The 19,902-nt window shown below is 65.5% G+C and carries 18 protein-coding genes; 10 read left to right on the top strand and 8 right to left on the bottom strand.

Translation table 11 applies throughout. The annotated features are described in order from the left end of the window. From GH737_RS15075 to GH737_RS01675, 5 genes are all read left to right on the top strand, one after another. Positions 1-718, top strand: a 718-nt coding sequence (locus tag GH737_RS15075) for a hypothetical protein (RefSeq protein WP_196232917.1), incomplete at its 5' end; no start/stop codon positions are given. A 66-nt stretch (positions 719-784) separates the two neighbouring features. Continuing rightward, positions 785-2,710 (top strand): PDZ domain-containing protein, encoded by a 1,926-nt coding sequence (locus tag GH737_RS01690; protein WP_155263129.1) that lies wholly within the window; start codon positions 785-787, stop codon positions 2,708-2,710. 84 nt (positions 2,711-2,794) lie between these two features. Continuing rightward, positions 2,795-3,337 carry a hypothetical protein gene (locus tag GH737_RS01685; RefSeq protein ID WP_155263128.1) on the top strand — a complete coding sequence of 181 codons (543 nt, stop codon included), beginning with the start codon at positions 2,795-2,797 and terminating at the stop codon, positions 3,335-3,337. Between the two features lie 22 nt (positions 3,338-3,359). Further along, positions 3,360-4,043 carry a COG3904 family protein gene (locus tag GH737_RS01680; RefSeq protein ID WP_155263127.1) on the top strand — a complete coding sequence of 228 codons (684 nt, stop codon included), beginning with the start codon at positions 3,360-3,362 and terminating at the stop codon, positions 4,041-4,043. A 10-nt stretch (positions 4,044-4,053) separates the two neighbouring features. Beyond that, complete coding sequence (locus GH737_RS01675) at positions 4,054-4,734, top strand: hypothetical protein (RefSeq protein WP_155263126.1); 681 nt, start codon at positions 4,054-4,056, stop codon at positions 4,732-4,734. Between the two features lie 33 nt (positions 4,735-4,767). Here the strand turns inward: GH737_RS01675 and GH737_RS01670 are convergent, their stop codons facing one another. From GH737_RS01670 to pgi, 7 genes are all read right to left on the bottom strand, one after another. Then, on the bottom strand, positions 4,768-6,519 hold the full coding sequence (locus tag GH737_RS01670; RefSeq protein ID WP_155263125.1) for a TIR domain-containing protein: 1,752 nt from the start codon (positions 6,517-6,519) through the stop codon (positions 4,768-4,770). Between the two features lie 8 nt (positions 6,520-6,527). After that, a complete protein-coding gene (locus tag GH737_RS01665) occupies positions 6,528-8,276 on the bottom strand; it encodes a TIR domain-containing protein (protein WP_155263124.1) in 1,749 nt (582 codons plus the stop codon). A gap of 6 nt (positions 8,277-8,282) precedes the next feature. After that, positions 8,283-10,034: a TIR domain-containing protein gene (locus GH737_RS01660; protein WP_155263123.1), complete on the bottom strand. Its 1,752-nt coding sequence runs from the start codon at positions 10,032-10,034 to the stop codon at positions 8,283-8,285. Between the two features lie 68 nt (positions 10,035-10,102). Beyond that, positions 10,103-11,302, bottom strand: a complete 1,200-nt coding sequence (locus GH737_RS01655; protein ID WP_155263122.1) for a CaiB/BaiF CoA transferase family protein — start codon at positions 11,300-11,302, stop codon at positions 10,103-10,105. Continuing rightward, on the bottom strand, positions 11,299-12,882 hold the full coding sequence (locus GH737_RS01650; protein ID WP_230558569.1) for a phytoene desaturase family protein: 1,584 nt from the start codon (positions 12,880-12,882) through the stop codon (positions 11,299-11,301). Before GH737_RS01650 ends, GH737_RS01655 begins: the two co-directional genes overlap by 4 nt. A gap of 2 nt (positions 12,883-12,884) precedes the next feature. Beyond that, on the bottom strand, positions 12,885-14,225 hold the full coding sequence (gene gorA, locus GH737_RS01645) for a glutathione-disulfide reductase (protein WP_155263120.1): 1,341 nt from the start codon (positions 14,223-14,225) through the stop codon (positions 12,885-12,887). After that, entirely contained in the window at positions 14,225-15,712 is a 1,488-nt protein-coding gene (gene pgi, locus GH737_RS01640; protein WP_230558568.1) for a glucose-6-phosphate isomerase, read from the bottom strand. The genes gorA and pgi overlap by 1 nt, the downstream gene beginning before the upstream one ends. 79 nt (positions 15,713-15,791) lie before the next feature. On the opposite strand from pgi, the gene lepB reads away from it, so the two are divergent. Genes lepB through era form a run of 3 tightly spaced genes read left to right on the top strand, consistent with a single transcriptional unit; the run spans position 15,792 to position 18,198 of the window. Then, entirely contained in the window at positions 15,792-16,637 is an 846-nt protein-coding gene (gene lepB / locus GH737_RS01635; protein WP_155263118.1) for a signal peptidase I, read from the top strand. After that, positions 16,634-17,299: a ribonuclease III gene (gene rnc, locus GH737_RS01630; RefSeq protein WP_230558567.1), complete on the top strand. Its 666-nt coding sequence runs from the start codon at positions 16,634-16,636 to the stop codon at positions 17,297-17,299. Before lepB ends, rnc begins: the two co-directional genes overlap by 4 nt. Beyond that, positions 17,296-18,198 (top strand): GTPase Era, encoded by a 903-nt coding sequence (gene era, locus GH737_RS01625; protein WP_155263116.1) that lies wholly within the window; start codon positions 17,296-17,298, stop codon positions 18,196-18,198. The genes rnc and era overlap by 4 nt, the downstream gene beginning before the upstream one ends. Here era and GH737_RS01620 read toward each other — a convergent pair. Further along, complete coding sequence (locus GH737_RS01620; RefSeq protein ID WP_155263115.1) at positions 18,195-18,908, bottom strand: NAD-dependent deacylase; 714 nt, start codon at positions 18,906-18,908, stop codon at positions 18,195-18,197. The genes era and GH737_RS01620 overlap by 4 nt on opposite strands. A 57-nt stretch (positions 18,909-18,965) precedes the next feature. Here GH737_RS01620 and GH737_RS01615 point away from each other — a divergent pair, with 57 nt between their 5' ends. Further along, positions 18,966-19,151: a hypothetical protein gene (locus GH737_RS01615; RefSeq protein WP_155263114.1), complete on the top strand. Its 186-nt coding sequence runs from the start codon at positions 18,966-18,968 to the stop codon at positions 19,149-19,151. Next, positions 19,152-19,898, top strand: a complete 747-nt coding sequence (locus GH737_RS01610) for a DUF72 domain-containing protein (RefSeq protein WP_155263113.1) — start codon at positions 19,152-19,154, stop codon at positions 19,896-19,898. Positions 19,899-19,902: the final 4 nt, after the last annotated feature.

Below are 19,902 nucleotides of genomic sequence, written 5' to 3'. Positions count from 1 at the left end.
TGCGCGATTCGACCGCGTCACGCAGCAGCTCGACCAGCGCGGCGGCCCCGTCCGGGCTGCCGCCCGGCGCGAACGGGAGCGGCTGAACGCGGGGCTGGGCCGCACGGCGGCGAAGGTGGCGGCGGGCGTCGTGGTCGTCTGGCTTGCGGCGATCTTCATCGGCTTTTTCAACCCGATCGGTCTCTTCGGCTTCCTTGCAGCCGTGATTGCGAGCGTCGTCGTGGCCGGCGTCCTCATCGCACGCGGCGGCAGGCAGGTCGTGTCGGCCCCTGCCCCCACGGCCGATCTTCCCAATGGCGCCATGGTCGAACGGTTCGATTCGTATCTCTACCACGTCCGCCGGGGGCTTCCCGCGACGGCGCAGCCGCAGCTCGACGCGATCAGTGCGACCCTCCCGGCGCTCAAGCAGACGCTCGATCGCGTCGATACTTTGGACCCGTGCGCCCAGGATGCGCGCCGGCTGATGTCGATCCACCTGCCCGGCCTGATCGAGCGCTACGCGAACGTGCCCCGCGCCTATCGGCAGGAGCAGGACGGCGAAGGCAAGACGGTGGATGAGCGGCTGGTCGAGAGCCTCGCCGCAGCGCGTGCGGCACTGTCGGACGTGTCGGAACAGCTTGCCCGGCAGGACATGGCGGCGTTCGAGACGCAGGGCCGCTTCATCAAATCGCGCTATGGCGAGCAGGGCATCGAGAGCGAAGGCGGCTCAAGCACATAGCGATTGCGCGCCGCGTCCGCGCCGCCCATGATAATGCGTAGATAATCAGCGCCGGAGCTGAAGCGGATGCTGCTTGCCTTGCCGAGGACCGACCAGGCGCTGAAAGGCAGGTTCCGGCTGCCCCCGGTCGTGCCGAAGTTCAACACGCTCGGCTATCGGTTGTTCACGGCGGTGTGGGCGCTTGTGCTGGTGCTCGCGATCGCCGGTCCGGTTATCGGATTCTACTACCGCTACACGGAGAAGCCGAACAACTCGCAGCTCTTCCTTGGAAGCCGCGCGGGATTCGCTGTGTCGCCGCGCGACGCGACGGTCGTGCGTTTCACCGTCGGACCCCATGCCGCCGATAGCGGCCTGATTCCAGGCGACCATATCATCGCCATTTACGGAATCCCGCTGCCGAAGAGCATGCCCTTCAACGAGAAGGCGCTCGCGGAGCACGCCAACGATCCCGCCTACAATCTGATGGGCAACGTGGTGTTCGCCGAAGGCCAATCGGAAATCCCGCTGACGGTGCGTGACCCCGACGGGCGAGTGCGCGACGTGACCGTCACGACCGGCGAGCAGCATGTCGACGCCGGTGCCCGCGCGCTCGGTATCTCGCCCACCGTGCTCAGCTTCATCGACCTGCTCCACGTCTTCTTCTACCCGTTCCTGCTGTGGGCTGCGTGGCTGCTCCACCGCCGCAATGCGCGCGACATCGTGAGTTCGCTGCTGTCACTCGCCGTGCTCCTCAACATTGCCGCGGAGCAGCCCTCGACGGTGTTCCTGACGGCGATGGGGCTTCCGCGCGACTTCAATGTCGCTCTCTACGACCTCGGCAACATCCTGCTCCTGACCGGCATCCTGCTGTTCCCCCACGGCAATCTGTCGTGGCGTGTGGTCGGGCTGATCGCCTGCCTGCCGCTGCTGATGTTTCTCCGCGGTACGATCTACCAGACCTATTTCATCTGCTTCATGATCATCGGCGTGCTCGCCATGCTGCGTCGGCTGAAAAGGACCGACTCGAGCGAGCAAAAGCAACAGATCCGCTGGGCCCTGTTCGGGATCAGCGCTTACGCGGTGCTGCGCTGCATCTCGATCGTCTGCGATTCTCTCAAATGGTCGACCGACAGCTTCGGAGCACAGCTGCTCGTCGAGATGGCGTCGGGCCTCAGCTTCGCATTCGCCATGCTCTTCCTTCAGGTCGGCTTGCTGATCGCGCTTCTGCGGTATCGGCTCTACGACGCCGAGATCGTCATCGGCCGTTCGGTGAATTTCGCGGTGATCACGCTGGGGGTCGCGGCGATTTTCGCGGCGGCCGGGGACGCGGTCAAACAGTTCATCTACAATTATTCCGGAAACACCAACAGCCAGGGACCAATCATCTTCGCGGCGGCGCTCGCGACGATCATGGTCAACCCGATCCAGGAGCGGGTCCAGCGCTGGTCGGAAAGGAAGTTCCAGAAGAACCTGTTCCTGCTACGCAACGACCTGCCGCAAAGCGTGCGTGACATGCGCGAGACGGCTTCACTCGACGAAATGATCGGCGAGATCCTGGCGCAGGTCGACCGAGGGGTGCGTGCCGTGCGCGCCGCCATGATCGTCAACGGCTGCGTGCTCAACGTTCGCGGTCTCGGCAAGGATGAGGTCGAAACCTGGCGGACGTCGGTCTTCGCGCAGGATTACCGGACCGACATTTGCGAGCCATCCGACAAGCTCTTCCCGATCCGGGTGCCGCTCGTTCCGAGCTCGGGAGACGAGGAGCCGATCGGCTTCCTCCTGGTCGGCCCGCGCCCCGACGGCTCCTTGCCGAGCCGCGCCGAGCAGAACGCGCTCGCCGAGGTTTCGGAAGAAATCGCGCGCGCAATTCGCACCGTGATCAAGCGCGAGGCGCGCGAGGCGGAGGTCATTGACCTCATCGCCGACAACAGCCGGCGGATCGAGGCCATTGAAGCGATGCTCGGCGACGGCCCCGGCACGGTTTCGGCGAAGCGCTCCCGCGGCACGGCCTGATCCCTCTCAATTCTCGTTGCTTTCATTGACCCTATGAAAATCAAAGGATAATTCACTCCACGAAGCGATAAAGGGGGGGAGTCAATGTTGCGTGCCTTGGTTTTGACCGGGCTGCTGGCGGTCGCGCCGGTAGCGGTCCTGAACGGCGGCGAGGCTGTCGCGCAGACCCAGAACCCCAATGCGCAGGCGCAACCCGCCAACCCCCAAAAGTGCCAGGACACGGCGCAGAAGAAGGCCAAGCGGTCGATGTTCGGCAGCGTGCTCGGAGGTCTGGCCGGCGGCGTACTCGGCCGCGCCGGCGTCAGCAGCCAGGTTTGGTCGCTCGCAATGCCGGCCGCATCCTACCTCGGCGACGAGCTCATCAAGCTGCTCGACTGCAAGGAGCAGCAGCAAGCGGCCAAGGCGACCGATCAGGCCGTTCGCGGCGGCGTCGGGACCGAAGTCAGCTGGACTAGCGAAAGCCGGCCGAACGTCTCCGGCACCTCGAAGGTCACTGGCCAGCAGCAGCTCGCCGATGGCGGCCAATGCCTGACGGTCACCGACGTGGTGATCGTCGATGGCGAAGAGACGACCGTGCCGAAGAAGATGTGCAGGGCCAAGGGCGCGAGCGCATACGTCAGGGTGTGACGTGATTTCGGGGCGCATCAAAATGGGCCTGGGGGCCTGCCTTCTGCTCGTGAACGTGGCCGCGGCGCAGCCGGCGGATCCCGCCAACCCGACCTGCCCGCAATATCTCAACTGGTCGACCTACCCGGCCATGAAGTTCACGCTGGAGACCGTGGGCGGCGTCCGAGTGCTCAAGGCGGAGGGGCAGATCGACGAGGATGTTGCGGCGCGGCTGCAGGATGCACTCAAGGCGAACGATCCGGTGCAGGAGATCTGGCTCCGGTCGCCGGGCGGCGACGCGCGCGCGGGCAACGCCGCCGGGAAGGTTATTCGGGCGAGCGGCATTCCGACCAGGATCCCGGATGGCTGGGCCTGCTTCTCCGCCTGCAATTTCATGTTCATGGGCGGGGCCATCCGCTACGTCGACGAAGGCGGTATCTTCGCGGTCCACATGTTCACGCACGTCTCCGACAAGCAAGCCGTGCGGTCGGAGCTCGCCAAGGGCACCGATCACGCGATCGGGCTGATCGGCGACGTCGAGCAGGACTCGGCATTGCTCGCCAGCGAGGATAATGACTTCCTGATCCGCATGGGCGTCTCGCGAAAGCTGCTGACCGAAATCATGTACCAGCAGAAGGCGGTCCCTGACGGGCCGGGAGACGGATCGACGCGGCGCTGCCTGACGCGCGCCGAAGCCATCAAGTACAATGTCGCGAACGCGCAATGAAGGAGTTGGAATGATGCGAGCGAAGCCGATGCTGTGGGGCGCAGCGATTGCCATCGCCCTGAGTTCGACAGCGGCGCTGGCCAATGTCGTGGTGGTCAAATCGCTTGGTCCCTCGGCCAAGGCCTATCCGCCGGGCAAGACGCTTCCCGCCAGCGCCAAGATCACGCTCCAGGGCGGTGACGTGGTGACCATCCTCGGGCCCGGCGCGGCAAAGACGCTGCGCGGTCCCGGGAACTTCGAGGCCAGCCAGATCAGCCTCGCCTCCGCCGCCAGCCAGCGCGGCCGCTTCGGAGCGCTCCGTGCCGCCGAAGTCGCGCATAACCCGAGCATCTGGGACATCGACGTGACCCAGAGCGGCAAGGTCTGCGTCACGGACGCGAGCAAGCTGCAACTGTGGCGGCCGAATACCGAGGCGGAGGCGAGCGTCGAGGTCCAGGCCTCCGACGGGAGCAAGCAGAAGCTGAGCTGGGCTGCGGGCAAGGCGCTTACGGCCTGGCCCGGCACGCTGGCGGTCAAGAGCGGCGAGCAATATCAGATCGAATGGTCGGGCACCGGCGACAAGAGCAGCGTCGACGTAGTGACGGTGGGGGCCGTGCCGAACGATCTCGTCGGGACTGCGAAGGTGCTGATCGAGAACGGCTGCCAGAACCAGCTCGACCTGCTTGTCGCAAGCGCAAGCAAGTCGAATTAGGCGCGCCGGGAACGCCTGCGCCGTAAGTCGCTGCTAGGCTGCGCTGTCGATGCCCATCCGGGCCTTTGCGCCGGCCAGCATTTGCTGAAACCGGTCATCGTCTCTGATAGCGTTCATGTCCGGATCGACCTCCAGGTGACGGATGTGGGCAGGTGCGGTCACCTGCTCGAAGAACGGCTGGAGCATCGCCAGCGCGCCTTCCTTGTCCTTCAAATTGGTGAGCTGCGCGCACGCCAAATTGTAACGCATCGAGAGATTGTCGGGGTCGAGCAACAGCGCGCGCTGCATCCATTCGTTTGCGCGATCGGCTTCGCCGAACAGGGCCAGCGCAGCAGAACCCACGGCTAGCGCGGCGCCGTTCGTCGGGTCTTTCTGGATCGCCGCCTCGGCGCGCTCGAGCGTCCGCTTCGCCGCATCCATCAATTTGTCATGGTCTCCGACCGATTCGTAGCAAGTCATCAGCATCGCCACATTGTGATAGTCGGAGTCCATCAACGACGCGGCTTTCTCGAATAAGGGAATGGCCGCGTCGATCCGGCCTTCGCGGAACATCAGCCGAGCCGCCTCGCGATTCACTTCCCACGATTCGGGATCCAGGCGCAGCGCGGTTTCGATTTCCCTGTTCGCCTCTTCTTGCCGCCCTTCCTCCTCGAGATAACGGGCCTTGACGCAGCGCGCCTCGGGCAAATCGGGGTTCATCGACAGAGCGCGCTCGGCGGCGGGCAGCGCATCTTCTTTCTTGCCATGCCAGAAACGCAGCTCGGATTGGGCGAGCGCCATCAGCGCCCATGCCTGGGCGTAGTCGGGGTCCATCGCCGTCGCCTGCCGGCAAATGCGGACGATCGCCTCGTCGCGGCGGATGTCGCCAAACGTGCCGCTGATCAGGTGCTGGCGCGCCATTAGGTAGAGCTTGTAAGCTTCGATATTGCTGGTCCCGCGCCGCTCGATGGCCTTCCTTTCGTTCGGCAACAGCTTCACGCGGAGTGCCGCGACGATCGCCTTGGAAATCTCGTCCTGGATGGCGAAAATGTCGTTGAGGTCGCGGTCGTAGCGGTCGGCCCAGACGTGATCCTCGCCCTTGCCGTCGATCAGCTGCGCGGTGATCCGCACCCGGTCTCCCGCCTTGCGGACGCTTCCTTCCAGAACGTAGCTGACGCCGAACATCTCGGCGACTTCCTTGATGTCGATCGCCCGACCCTTGAGGTTGAAGACGCTGTTGCGGGCGATCACCCGCAGCGCCGAAACCTTGGAGAGGTCGGTGATGATGTCCTCGGAGATGCCGTCGCTGAAATATTCCTGCTCCGGGTCGCCGCTCATGTTGACGAACGGAAGCACGCAGATGGAGGCCGTGTCGGGTTTGCCCTCGCTTTCCGCCTGGGCCTGTTTGGCGGTCCCGCTGCTACCGACGATCTTCCCAATCGCGTCGATGAGGCCGTGCAGCTCGGGGCTGTCGCGGCCGCTCCAGCGCGACAGGTCGATCGACTGGAACTGGCGGAAGCCCAGCGGCGGCTTGGTCTCGCCGATCAGGACCGGTACGAGCCGGCCACTATCGCGGCCTTCGGCGGCTTCGTCCTGGACCCAGGCCGATTCGACCGAAACCTTCGACCACAAGACGATGACAGCTTCGGCGTTCTTGAGCGCTTGGTCGATGGCCGAAGTGAAGCGCGATCCGCCGTGGATTTGCTCGTCCCACCAGACCTCGTGCCCGGCGTCGCCAACCGCTTGCGCGATTCGTCTCGCCGAATCGGCGTCTTCGCGGGCGTAGCTGAGGAAGATGCGTGCCATCCCTGCCGCTAGACCGACATGCCGAGCCGCTGCTTGGCGGCGGCGAGCATCTCCTGAAAGCGCGCATCGTCGCGAATGTTCTCCATGTCCGGATCAGCGCTCAGATGCCGGATTCGGGTCAGGCTGGCCACGCGCTCGAAATAAGGCTCCATCACTTCGATCGCCCTATCTCTGTCCTCCAGGCGAGCCGCCAGCGAACAGGCGAGATTGTATCGCATGATGACATTGTCGGGATCGACCAGCAGTGCCCGATCGATCCAGTCCCGCGCCCTGCGCTCCTCGCCAATGAGCGCGAGCGCGGTTGACCCGCCTGCGAGCGCTTGGGCGTTCGTGGGGTCTTTCGCAACCGCTATCTCGGCGCGCTCGATCGCCAATCGCGCAAACCGAAGCAAAGCCTCCTGGTCGCCGACGCTCTGATAGCAGGTCGTCAGCATCATCGGACTGTGCCAGTCGCTTTGCATCAGCGAAGCGGCCTTTTCGAACAGCGGGATTGCTTCGCGAATTCGGCCCTGTCGAAACATCAGCCGCGCGGCCTCGTGGTTCACCTCCCACGATTCTCCGTCCAGGCGCATCGCCGTCTGCATTTTTTCATTCGCTTCGGCCTGCTTGCCCTGCTCCTCGAGCAGTTGCGCGACGACGCAATGGGCTTCGGCGATGTCGGGATTGATTTCCAGCGCCCGCTCGGCGGCGGGAAGCGCGTCGACGTCTCTTCCGTGCATCAGGAGCAATTGCGTTTGCGCAAGCGCCATCAGTGCCCAAGCCTGGGCGTAATTGGGATCGAACGACAGCGCTTGGCGGCAAATTCGCGCGATCGTTTCGTCGCGGCGGACATCGCTATAGTCGCCCGTCACCCATTGCTGCCGTGCCATCAGGTACAGGTTGTAAGCCTCGACGCTCGATGTGCCACGCGCCTCGATCGCTTTCTTCTCGTCGGGCAGCAGCTTTACGCGCAGCGCCGCGACAATCGCCTTCGAAATCTCGTCCTGTATCGCGAAAATATCGGTCAGGTCGCGGTCGTAGCGATCGGCCCACACATGCCCACCGGTCGCGCTGTCGATCAACTGCGCGGTAATCCTGACGCGGTCGCCGGCCTTGCGCACGCTGCCTTCCATGACGTGGGTGACGTCGAGCGAACGCGCAACATCCTTCACGTCCATCACCTTGCCCTTGAAGGCGAAGGCGGTGTTGCGCGCGATTACCAGCAGCGCGGAGACTTTGGACAAATCGGTGATGATGTCCTCGGTGATTCCGTCGCTGAAATATTCCTGTTCGGGATCGCCGCTCATATTCACGAACGGAAGCACGCAGATGGAGAACTGGGTCGTCGGCGCTGGCTTGGTGCTTGCCGCGCCCTTCTGCTCCGCCTGCGCCGGCGTTGCGGTGTTTGCGATCGCCTCGAGCAACGTGGTGAGCTCCGCTCCCTCGCCGCCCCTCCACCGCGACATGTCGACCGATTGGAATTGGCGGAAGCCGAGCGGCGCCTTGCAGCGGTCGAGGAGCACCGGCACGAGCCGCCCGCTGTCGCGGCCCTCCGCCGCTTCGTCCTGGACCCAGGCCGATTCCACGGAAGTGTCCGACCACAGGACCACGACCGCCTCGGCATCCTTGAGCGCCTGGTCGATCGCGCGGCTGAAGCGCGAGCCTCCCTGGATGTGCTGGTCCCACCACACCTCGTGGCCGGCGCGGCCGATCTCGTCCGCCAGCTCCTTCGCGGCGTCGCTGTCCTCTCGTGCGTAGCTGAGAAAGATGCGCGCCACGCCCGATTATTCCGCCATGCCCAGCCGCTGCTTGGCGGCGGAAAGCATTTCCTTGAACAGCGGATCGTCGCGGATGGGGCCCATGTCGGGATCCGCCTCCGCATGCCACACCCAGGTCGTGCTCGTCACCGCCTCGAAAAACGGCTGCAGTGTCTTCAGCGCCTCTTGATTATCGCCGAAGCGGCGCAGAATGGCGCACGCGCTGTTGTACCGCATCACGAGATTGTCAGGATCGAGAACGAGCGCACGGCGCATCCACTCGCGCGCCCGGTCCTTGTCGCCCAATTCGCCGAGCGCGTGTGCACCGGAGGCAAGGGCAGTTCCGTTGGTCGGGTCTGCGGCGACCGCTATTTGCACCCTGTCGCGCACCTTGAGGGCTGCCTGGCGGAGCTGCGCCTCGTCACCGATACCTTCATAGCAGGTCATAAGCATGAGCGGGTTGTGCCAATCGGTATCGTTCATCGAGGCAGCCTTCTCGAAAAAAGGAATAGCCTCGCGAATGTGACCGTGGCGGAAGAGCATGCGCGCGACTTCACGATTCACTTCCCATGACTCCGGATCGAGCTTCAGAGCGGTCCGAATCTGTTTCTCTGCCTCTTCGGTGCGGCTTTCCTCCTCCAGATAGCGAGCCTTGATGCAGTGAGCTTCGGCGAGGCCTGGGTTGATCTCCAACGCCGTCTCGGCTGCGGAAAGCGCGTCCTCGTCGTGGCCATGGACGAATCGCAGCTCGAGCTGCGCGAGCCCCATCAGCGCCCAGGCTTGCGCGTACTCCGGGTCGAGCAGCGTCGCCTGCCTGCAAAGACGCGCGATCGACTGCTCCCGGCGAACGGTTCCGAAGGTGCCGCTGATCCATTGCTGCCGCGCCATCAGGTACAAGTCGTATGCTTCGACATTGGAAGTTCCGCGGTGCTCGATCTTCTTCTTCTCCGCGGGCAGAAGCTTGACCTTCAGCGCCTCGACAATCGCTTTCGAGATTTCGTCCTGGATGGCGAAGATGTCGGTGAGGTCCCGGTCATAGCGCGCGGCCCAGACATGGTCGCCCTTGGCGCCGTCGATCAGCTGTCCCGTGATCCGCACCCTGTCTCCCGCTTTGCGGACGCTTCCTTCGAGCACGTGCGTGACACAGAGCTTCTCGGCAATCTCCTTCACGTCGATAGATTCGCCCTTGAACGTGAAGGAGGTGTTGCGGGCCACCACCGACAGAGCGGAAACGTTCGACAGGTCGGTGATGATGTCCTCGCTGATCCCGTCGCTGAAATATTCCTGCTCGGGCTCACCGCTCATGTTCACGAAGGGCAACACGCAGATCGACATCTTTCGCTCGGGCGGGGCGTCGGCAGGCGTGGTCGACGGCGTTGCAGCGGCTGCCGTTCCCGCGGTCTTGCCGATCGCCTCCAGCAGCTCGTCGAGATGCGCGGGATCGCCATCACCATTCCAGGCGCCCAACTCTACAGTGTGGAACTGGCGAAAGCCGAGGGGCGGCCGGCAGCCGTTGAGGCTGATCGGCACCAGGCGGCCGGTGTCGCGCCCTTCTGCGGCTTCGTCCTGCACCCACGCCGAATTGACCGACGAATCCGTCCACAGGACGACCACGGCCTCCGCATTCTTCAGCGCTTTGTCGATTTCGGTCGCGAACTGTGAGCCGCCGTGGAGGTGACGGTCCCACCATATCTCGTGTCCAGCGCGACCGATCGCTTCCGCCAATTGCCTGGCGGAATCGGCATCCTCGCGTGCGTAGCTCAGGAATACGCGGGCCACGGACCCTCCTCCGGCGCCTGTTTGCGCCGAACGCTGCTCCGCTTCAAGCTCATGCGTTTAGCACGAATTCAACCACCGATGACGCCGGCGGTCTTGAGCGCGGCGATTTCCGGTTCCCCGAGTCCGAGCTTCTCCAGGATCTCATACGTGTGTTCGCCAAGGGAGGGTGGCGGCAGGTCGGAATCCGCCCGCGCGCCGTCGAACCGCATCGGCGAGCCGACCAGCGGCATGCCGGTGATCGTGCGCACCATATGCCGGTGCTGCGCCTGGACGTCGCCCAGTGCCTGGCTGATGCTGTTGATCGGCCCGGCCGGGATGCCGGCGGCCTCGAGCTGCTTGAGCCACTCGGCCGCGGGCCTGTGCGCGATGGCCTCGCTGACCAGCCGCACGATTTCACTCCGATTTGCGACCCGGGCCGCGTTCGACGTGAAGCGCTCGTCGCTGGTCCATTCGGGATGACCGCAGATTCGTGCAAGACGGGCAAACTGCCGGTCGTTGCCGATGGCGACGATGATCGGCTGATCCGCGGCTTCGAACGGCTGATAGGGCACGATGTTGGGGTGCGTATTGCCCTGTCGCGGCGGGTCCTTGCCGGAGACCAAGGCGTTGGATGCCTGGTTCGCGAGCATCGCCAGCTGCGTGTCGAACAGCGCCATGTCGATGTGGGTGCCCTCGCCCGTCTTTTCCCGTCGGTAGAGCGCGGAAAGGATCGCGACGCAGGTGTAGAGCCCGGTGAACAGGTCGACCACCGCAACGCCCACGCGCATCGGCCCGCCGCCGGGCATGCCGTCGGGCAGGCCGGTGATGCTCATCAGCCCACCCATGCCCTGGATAATGTAATCGTAGCCGGCGCGGTCAGCGTAGGGGCCGTCCTGCCCGAAGCCGGTGATGGAAGCGTAGACAAGGCGTGGGTTCGCCGAGCGGAGAGAAACGGCATCGAGGCCGAACTTCTCGAGCCCGCCGACGCGGAAATTTTCGACGACAATGTCAGCATTTGCGGCAAGCTTGCGCACCAGCGCGGCGCCTTCCTCGCGCGAGAAATCGATCGCCGCCGATTTCTTGCCGCGGTTGCAGCTGAGGAAATATGCGGCGACGCGGTCCTCGCCTTCGCCGTGCCACGGCGGACCCCAATGGCGCGTATCGTCTCCGGCGCCGGGGCGCTCGATTTTTATCACCTCCGTGCCGAGGTCGGCGAGCAATTGCGTGCACCAGGGGCCCGCCAGGACGCGGCTGAGATCAACGACCTTGATGCCATCGAGCGGCTTCAATGCCGCCGGCTCCACAAGCGCCGGTCTGCGAGCACCGCGTGGGCGGCGTTGTGGCCGGGGGCGCCCGTGACTCCACCGCCCGGGTGCGCGCCAGAGCCGCACAGGTACAAGCCCTTCAGCGGCATGCGGTAATCCGCCGCGCCGATCATCGGCCGAGCGCTGAATAGCTGGTCGAGGCTCATCTTGCCGTGGAAGATATCGCCCCCGATCAGGCCGAAGCGGCGCTCGAGGTCGAGCGGCGAATGAATCTGCCGGCCGAGCACGGATTTCGCGAAGCCCGGCGCGTGATCATCGACGGTGGCGATGATCTGGTCCGCAGCGGCGTCGCGCTCCTCGTCCCAGGTACGACCGGGACCGAGGTTGTAGCGAAAATGCTGGCAGAACAAGCTGGCGACATGCTTGCCCTTGGGCGCAAGGCCCGGGTCGAGCGTCGACGGGATCAGCATCTCGATGATCGGCTGCCTTGCCCAGCCGTTCACCGCCGCATCCAGATACGCGCGGTGCATGTAGTCGAGGCTCGGCGCCATGATGATGCCGGCGGTCAGATGATTGCCTTTCTTGGGCAGCACTGTGAACTTCGGAAGCTCCGCCAAGGCGACGTTCATGCGGAAGGTCGCGCTCTCGCACTTCCAGCCGTGCATTCGCGCGGCGACGTCCGACTCGACGGCGCCTTGCGGCACCAGTTGGTCGAACAGCAGCTTCGGGTTCACGCCCGCGATGACGGCCTTGGCCCGGTGCGCCCGGCCGCCGGCGACCACGCCCGACGCGCGGCCATTGGCGACGATGATTTCCTCGACCGGCATATTGAGCAGGATGTCGACCCCGGCCTCGCGGCAGGCACGCGCCATCGCCTGGGTGATCGAGCCCATCCCGCCGATCGCGTGTCCCCAGGCGCCCGGCACGCCCGCCGCCTCGCCGAACAGATGGTGGAGCAGCACGTAGGCGGTGCCCGGCGACTGCGGCGAAGCGAAATTTCCGACCACGCCATCGAAGCCGAACAGCGCCTTGGCGAGCTCGCCCTCGAAATGGCGGTCGAGGATGTCGGCCGCGCTGCGCACCGCGAAATCGTGGACGATCCGCGTCTCGGCGAGGCTCAGCCCCGCCATGTCGCGGCCGAGGCTGAGCAGCTTGGGGATGGCGCTGACCCTGTGGCCGACGTTCGGAGGCGCGCGCAGCAGCCATTTCTTGAGCAGCCGCACCACCGTTTCGAGCTCGGCGACGTAGCGGTCGTAGGCTTCCGCGTCGCCCTTGTGGTGCCGCGCGATCTCCTTGCGCGTGAGGCCGTTTCGGCCGGCGAGCAGATAGCCGCCGTCGCCGGGGAGGAAGTTGTCGGTTTTTCTCAGCACGACCTTCAGCCCGTGCCGCTCGAGCTGCATGTCGCGGATCACCTTGGCCTGGAGCAGGCTGACGGTGTAGCTCGCCGCAGAGTTGCGGAAACCCGGCAGGAATTCGTCGGTCACTGCCGCACCGCCGACGCTCCCGGCAGCCTCGATCACCGTGACTTTCAGGCCCCGCCGCGCGAGGTAATAAGCGCAGGTCAGCCCGTTGTGGCCCGCGCCGATGATGATTGCGTCCTGCACGCTCACCGCATCAGCACCAGCTCTTCGGCCATGGTCGGATGAAGCGCGAGCGTGTCGTCGAGATCGCTCTTCTTCAACTTCGCCTTGACCGCGATCGCGGCGGCCTGGAGAATTTCCGGCGCGTCGGGCCCGATCATGTGGATGCCGACCACGACCTCACTCTCCGCGTCGACGACGATCTTGTAGAGCGAGCGCTCGTTGCGCCCGGCGAGCACGTTCTTCATCGGCCGGAAGTCCGAGGTGAAGATTTTTACCGGCCCTATGGTGTTGCGCGCCTGGCCTTCGGTCATGCCGACGCCCGCGAGCGGCGGATGGCTGAACACCGCCGACGGTATGGACCCATAATCGACGCGGCAGGGCTTGTTGCCGAAGAAGGTGTCGGCGAACGCCTGCCCTTCGCGGATTGCGACCGGGGTCAGCTGCACGCGGTCGGTGACGTCGCCGACGGCGAAGATCGACGGCACCGACGTACGGTTGTCCTCGTCGACCCCCACCTTGCCGTTGTCGCCCGTTTCGACGCCCACAGCCTCCAGTCCCAGGTCCTCGGTGTTCGGGTGCCGGCCCGTCGCAAACAGCAGCTCGTCGGCCTCGAGGTCGTCGCAGCCGGTCATTGCAATGTGCAATCGACCGTTCACGTCGCGGCTGACGCGGTCGATCGTCGCGTGGAACTTGAAATCGATGTTCTTGCGAAGCGAGATCTGGATCAGCCGATCGACAATCTGCTGGTCGTAGTGGCGCAGCATCACGTCGGTGCGATTGACCAGCGTCACATGGGAACCGAACTGGTGGAAGATGCCGGCGAACTCGTTGGCGATATAGCCGCCGCCGGCAATCACGATCCGCTTCGGCAGGCGTTCGAGGTGGAAGACCTCGTTCGAGCTGATCGCATGCTCGATGCCTTCGATCGCCGGCATCACCGGCCGCGCGCCGGTCGCGATGAGGATTTTGTCGGCGGTGATTTCCTTGCCGCTCGCGAGCCTGACGGAATTGGGCCCGGTCAGCGTCGCGCGCTCTTGGAGGATCGTCACCTTATGGGTCTTGAGCGTCTCGGTGTAGGCGCCCTCGAGCCGCGACACTTCGCCCAGCACATTGTCGCGTAGCACGGCCCAGTCGAACGTCTTGGCCGGCACGTCCCAGCCGAACATCGCGGCGTCGTCGAGGTCCTCGGCGAAATGCGACCCGTAGACCAGCAGTTTCTTGGGCACGCAGCCGCGGATCACGCAGGTTCCGCCCACCTTATACTCCTCGGCCACCGCGACCCGCGCGCCATACGCCGCGGCCACCCGCGACGCGCGCACGCCGCCCGATCCGGCACCGATCACGAACAGGTCGAAATCGGACACTAGACCCCCGCCCTTTCCATCAGCGCCCGCGTCGAGGCGTCGAGTCGCTCCTCGTCGGCGCCTTCGGCCAGTTGCCGCGCGATCTCTTTTCCGAGCTCGACCCCGAACTGGTCGAACGGGTTAATGCCGAGCAGCACCGCGTTTGCGAACGTCCTGTGCTCGTAGAAGGCGATCACCGCCCCGAGCGAGCGCGGGTCGAGACGGTCGAGGAGGATCGTTGCGCTCGGGCGATTGCCGGCATAGCTGCGCTGCGGATCGTCGCTCTCGCGCCCCTCCATAAGCGCCGCGCCCTGCGCGAAGGCGTTGAGCAGGAGCAGGCGGTGATGTTCCGGGTCCTGCGAATCGTCGCCGTCGCTGACCGCCACGAACTCGACCGGCACGAGCACGGTCCCCTGGTGGAGCAGCTGAAACACGGCATGCTGCGCGTCCGTGCCGGTGCCGCCCCACGTGACCGGCGCCGTGGGATGCGCGACCGGCTGTCCGTCCGTGGTGACCGACTTGCCGTTCGATTCCATTTCGAGCTGCTGGAGGTAGAAGGGCAGCAGCCGAAGCCGCTCGTCGTAAGCGAAGACGCCGCGGGTCTGGCAGCCGAAGCTTTCGCCATAGAGCCGGTCGGCGAAGGCGGCGATCAGAGGCACATTGTCGCGTGGCTCGGCGAAGCGGAAGTGGCGATCCATCTCCGCGGCGCCTTCAAGCAATGTCTCGAATGCGTCCCAGCCGAGCGTCAGCGCGGCGCTGAGGCCGACCGAGCTCCACAGCGAATAGCGGCCGCCGACCCCGTCTCCGAATTGCAGGATACGGCTTTCGTCGATGCCCTGCGCGACCGCGGCTTCCGGCTTCGCCGTCACCGCGACGACTTGCCCGTCGGGGTCCGACACGCCAGCTGCGCGAAGCCACGCGCGCGCAGCGTCGAGATTGGCAAGCGTTTCGAGCGTCGAGAAGGTCTTCGACGCGGCGACGACCAACGTCGTCGCAGGGTCGAGCGGCTCCACCGCATCTTCGAACGCCGCGCCATCGATGTTGGACAGGAAACGCACGGTCAGGTTCGAGGTCCGGCGTCCGAGCGCGTCGACGAGCAGCGCTGGCCCGAGGACCGATCCGCCGATGCCGATGTGGAGGATACCCGTGAGCGCACCGAACGCCCCGGCCTCGATCGCGTCGACCAGTGCGCGCATGCGCGCGCGGCGGGCCGCCGCAAGGTCGGCCTCCTCGGGCGCCCCGCTGCCGCGTTCAGCGACGTGGGTCGCGGGCCGGCCCTCGCTCGGATTGACGATGTCACCGGAGAACAGCGCGTCGCGGGCTGCGGCAAATCCGGCCTGTTCCGCCCGTGTGAGGAACTGGTCGAGCAGCGCCGCGTCGAGATGCGTCTTCGACCAGTCGAAGTGCGCGCCGGCAATGTCGAACGTGAATCGGCTCAGCCGGTCCGGCTCGGCCTGGAAGAGCTGCTTCAGCGTCTTCGTCCCGCCCGGCTGCTGTGGTCCTGCCATGGCCGCGCACATAATGGAGCGACCGCCAATTGCCACCCCGGCTTGACCTCGCGCGAGCGCTCGTCGAACAGCAGGCGGCATGCGCGCCCGCTCCTCCCGCAGCCGCCCCGCCGAAGACAAGAAGCCGGAGAGCGCCTGGAGCCTCGCCCGGTTTTTCCTGACGCTCGTGGTCCTGACCTGGGCGCTGAGGAGCTTCCTCGTCCAGCCGTTCAATATCCCATCGGGATCGATGCTTCCGACGCTCTACATCGGCGATTATCTGATCGCGGCGAAATGGCCCTACGGCTATTCGCGCTACAGCTTCCCGATGCGATTTCCGTCATTCGAAGGTCGAATCCTCGCCGATCTGCCGAAGCGCGGCGACGTCGTCGTTTTCCACCACCCGGACGAAAATGCAGACCTGATCAAGCGCGTTATCGGCCTTCCCGGCGACAGTGTCGCCATTTCCAACGGCCGGCTCATCCTCAACGAAAAGCCGGTGACGCGCCAGAAGCTTCCGCCAGTCAAGGTGCCGGTGACCCCCAACAGCCCCTGCCAGGCTGTTCCGCCGGCGGTACAGGCGATGTCGGCCGGCTCCGGCCGCGCGTTTTGCGTCTATCCGGCTTACCTCGAAAGCCTGCCGGGAGGGCCGTCATACACGGTGCTCGACCAGGTCGAACATGGGCCGGCAGACAATTTCGGCCCTGTCCGCGTGCCGGCCGGCCGCGTGTTCCTGATGGGTGACAACCGCGACGACAGCCTCGACAGCCGCTTTTCAGCGGCCGAAGGCGGCATCGGCATGGTGCCAATGGACGATCTCATCGGGCGCGCGCTCGTCACCTTCTGGTCGACCGACGGGAGCGCATCGTATTGGAAGCCGTGGACCTGGTTTACCGCGCTCCGCGCGAGCCGCATCGGCAATGGCTATACGGGAGAAGCCGAGTGAAAGCTGACGTCGCCAAGTTCGTTCGCGAAAAGCTCGGGCACCAGCCGAAGGATCTGCGACTGTTCGAGCTTGCGCTGACCCACGCGAGCGTCGGGACCGACAATTACGAGCGGCTGGAGTTCCTCGGCGACCGCGTGCTCGGACACGCCATCGCCCAGGCGCTGTACGACCGCTATCCCAAGGAGCCCGAAGGCTATCTCTCGCGGCGCTACAATGTGCTCGTCGCGCGCGAAACCTGCGCGGAAATCGGGCGCGAGCTTGGCATCCCGTCGCTGGTGCGCCTCGGCAAGCAGGCACGAGACGACGGCGCGAATCAGAGCGAAAATGTCGTCGGAGACGTGGTCGAAGCGCTGATCGGCGCGCTCGTGATTGACGGCGGAACCGACGCTGCGGTGCAGTTCGTTGGCCGCATCTGGGGTTCCCACCTCGCCGAGCAGCGAAAAGCCCCCAAGCATCCTAAGTCCGCGCTGCAGGAACTCGCCGCCGAGCGCGAATGCAAGCCGCCGGTGTACGAAGTGGTCGGCCGGACCGGCGCCCATCACCACCCCAAATTCACCGTCCGCGTGTCGGTGCCCGGTCTCGGCGAAGCGACCGCCGAGGGAACCAGCAAGCAGGAAGCCGAAACCGAAGCGGCCGAGGCACTGTTGAAGCAGCTGCAATGAGCGATAAGGACACGCGGGCCGGGTTTGTCGCGGTCATCGGCGCGCCCAACGCGGGCAAGTCGACGCTGGTCAACGCCCTGGTCGGCCAGAAGGTCGCGATCGTCAGCCCCAAGGCGCAGACAACGCGCGCGCGGCTGATGGGCATCGCGATCGAGGGTCACACGCAGATCCTGCTGGTCGACACGCCGGGCATCTTCGAGCCGCGCCGGCGGCTCGACCGGGCGATGGTCGCGGCCGCCTGGACCGGCGCACAGGACGCCGACCTCACCCTGTTCGTGATAGACTCGGCCACCGGCCTCAACGCTCAAGCGGAGCGCATCATCGGCTCGCTTGGCGAGCGCAAGCATCCCTTGTTCCTCGTGTTCAACAAGATCGACCTGGTGAACAAGGCCGCGCTGCTCGGCCTGGCGACCGACGTCACGGCCCGGTTGAATCCCGAGAAGGTCTTCATGATCAGCGCCGTTCAGGGCGACGGCGTCAACGACGTAAAGTCGGCGCTCGCCCACGCGATGCCTGCGGGACCGTGGCTCTACCCCGAGGACGAGGTCTCCGACGCGACCGACCGAATGATCGCCGCCGAGCTGACGCGCGAGCAGATAGTCAACCAGCTGTACCAGGAGTTGCCCTATGCGGCGGCGATCGAGACCGAGACCTGGACCGACCGCCCCGATGGCTCGACCGAAATCCGCCAGCAGGTGCTGGTCGAGCGCGATAGCCAAAAAGCGATCGTGATCGGCAAGGGCGGCGCGCGCCTGAAGGCGATCGGCGCCGCGGCGCGCGCGGAGATCGCCCGGCACCTCGGCCGGCCGGTGCACCTGTTCCTTCACGTCAAGGTCAACCCGAAGTGGGGCGAGGATCGCAGCCTCTACCGCGAAATTGGGCTCGAGTGGGCGGACTAGCCGGCGCGCAACACCTGATCGACCCACTGGGGCACCAGCTCGCCTGCTCGCCCGGTGCGGCTTTCGTCGAACATGTAGCTGCCGAGGCTCGGCTCTAGGTTCATCTCGAGCGTCCGCGCTCCGCAATAGCGCGCGGTCTGGACGAAGCCCGCAGCGGGATACACCGCGCCTGACGTGCCGATCGAGACGAACAGGTCGCAGCGCTGCAGCGCCTCCTCGATCCGGTCCATCTCATACGGCATCTCGCCAAACCACACGATGTCCGGGCGGACCGTTCCGCTGGTGCCGCAGCTCGGGCATTCGGCCGCCTCGCCCATCGCTCCGGTCCAGCCGAACCGCTCGTCGCATCCAAGACACCATCCCTTCGCCAGTTCGCCGTGCATGTGCAGCAGCCGATTCGATCCGGCACGCTCGTGCAGGTCGTCGACATTCTGTGTCACGAGCAGCAGTTCGCCGGCCCATTCGGCGTCGAGCCGGGCGAGAGCGCGGTGGGCGGCGTTGGGCTCGACCATTCCAAGCGTGGCCCGCCGCGCATCGTAGAAGGCATGGACCAGCGCCGGATCGCGTAGAAACGCCTCAGGGGTCGCCACATCTTCTACGCGGTGCCCCTCCCACAAGCCGTCCGGCCCCCGAAAAGTCGCCAGCCCGCTCTCCGCCGACACACCGGCGCCGGTGAGGATGACGATGTTGCGGATGTCGGAGGAGTGCATCGTTTCAGCTAGCCGAATGTTGGAGCGGCCGCACACCTTCCTATATGGATCGTCGCAATGGCGCGCAGAAGCACTCGTTCGGGAACGCGGCGTTCGCTCCTCGACGGCTTCGCGGCTTATCTGCGGAATCTGAACCGCCGCCGCGATCGTGACAGCGACACGGATGGCGGTGTGCCGGTCGCGCCCGACAGGCCCAATACGCTGACGGGCGGGGCCGCCGCCGAGCTCGAATTCGACGGTTAAATGGCGGACGCGCAAATCCGCGTCGGCATCGGCGGCTGGAGCTTTCCGCCTTGGCGGGGAAACTTCTACCCGGACGACGTGCCCCAGCGGTGCGAGCTCGAATATGCCTCACGGCAGTTCGGCGCGATCGAGATCAACGCGACCTTCTATGGCCGGCAAAGCGCGAAGAGCTGGGCCGCCTGGGAGAAGGAGGTCCCGGACGGTTTCGAGTTTGCGATCAAGGGTTCGCGCTATGTCGTCACTCGTCCGCAACTCGCAGATGCCGGAGAGGGTCTCGGCGTCTATTTCGCGCAGGGGATGGCGGCACTGGGCGCAAAGCTCGGCCCCATCCTGTGGATGCTCGCCGCTCGCCGAAAGTTCGATCGCGACGACATCGCCGCGTTCTTCAAGCTCCTGCCGCCAAAGCTCGAGGGCATTCCGCTCCGCCACGTGATCGAGCCGCGTCACGAGAGCTTTCGCGACGACGCCTTCTTCGCGCTCTGCCGCGACCATGACGTGGCGGTCGTGTTCGGCGATGACGACGAATTCCCGTGCATCGATGTCGACACCGCCAGCGTCGCCTACGCGCGCCTTCAGCGCATGCGCGAGGACGTGCCGACCGGTTATGACGATGCCGCGCTCGACGCGTTCGCCGCCAAGGGTCGCAAGTGGCGCAAAGACGGCCGTGCACCGTACATCTTCATGATCAACGGCGCCAAGGAGCGCGCCCCCGCCGCAGCGCTGGCGCTGCAGGAGCGGCTTCGCTAACCAG

It is taken from the genome of Sphingomonas segetis, from assembly GCF_009720245.1.
GTDB classification, from domain to species: domain Bacteria; phylum Pseudomonadota; class Alphaproteobacteria; order Sphingomonadales; family Sphingomonadaceae; genus Sphingomicrobium; species Sphingomicrobium segetis.
Note: the sequence above shows the minus strand (reverse complement) of the source record. Positions and strands in the feature narration are given on the sequence as shown.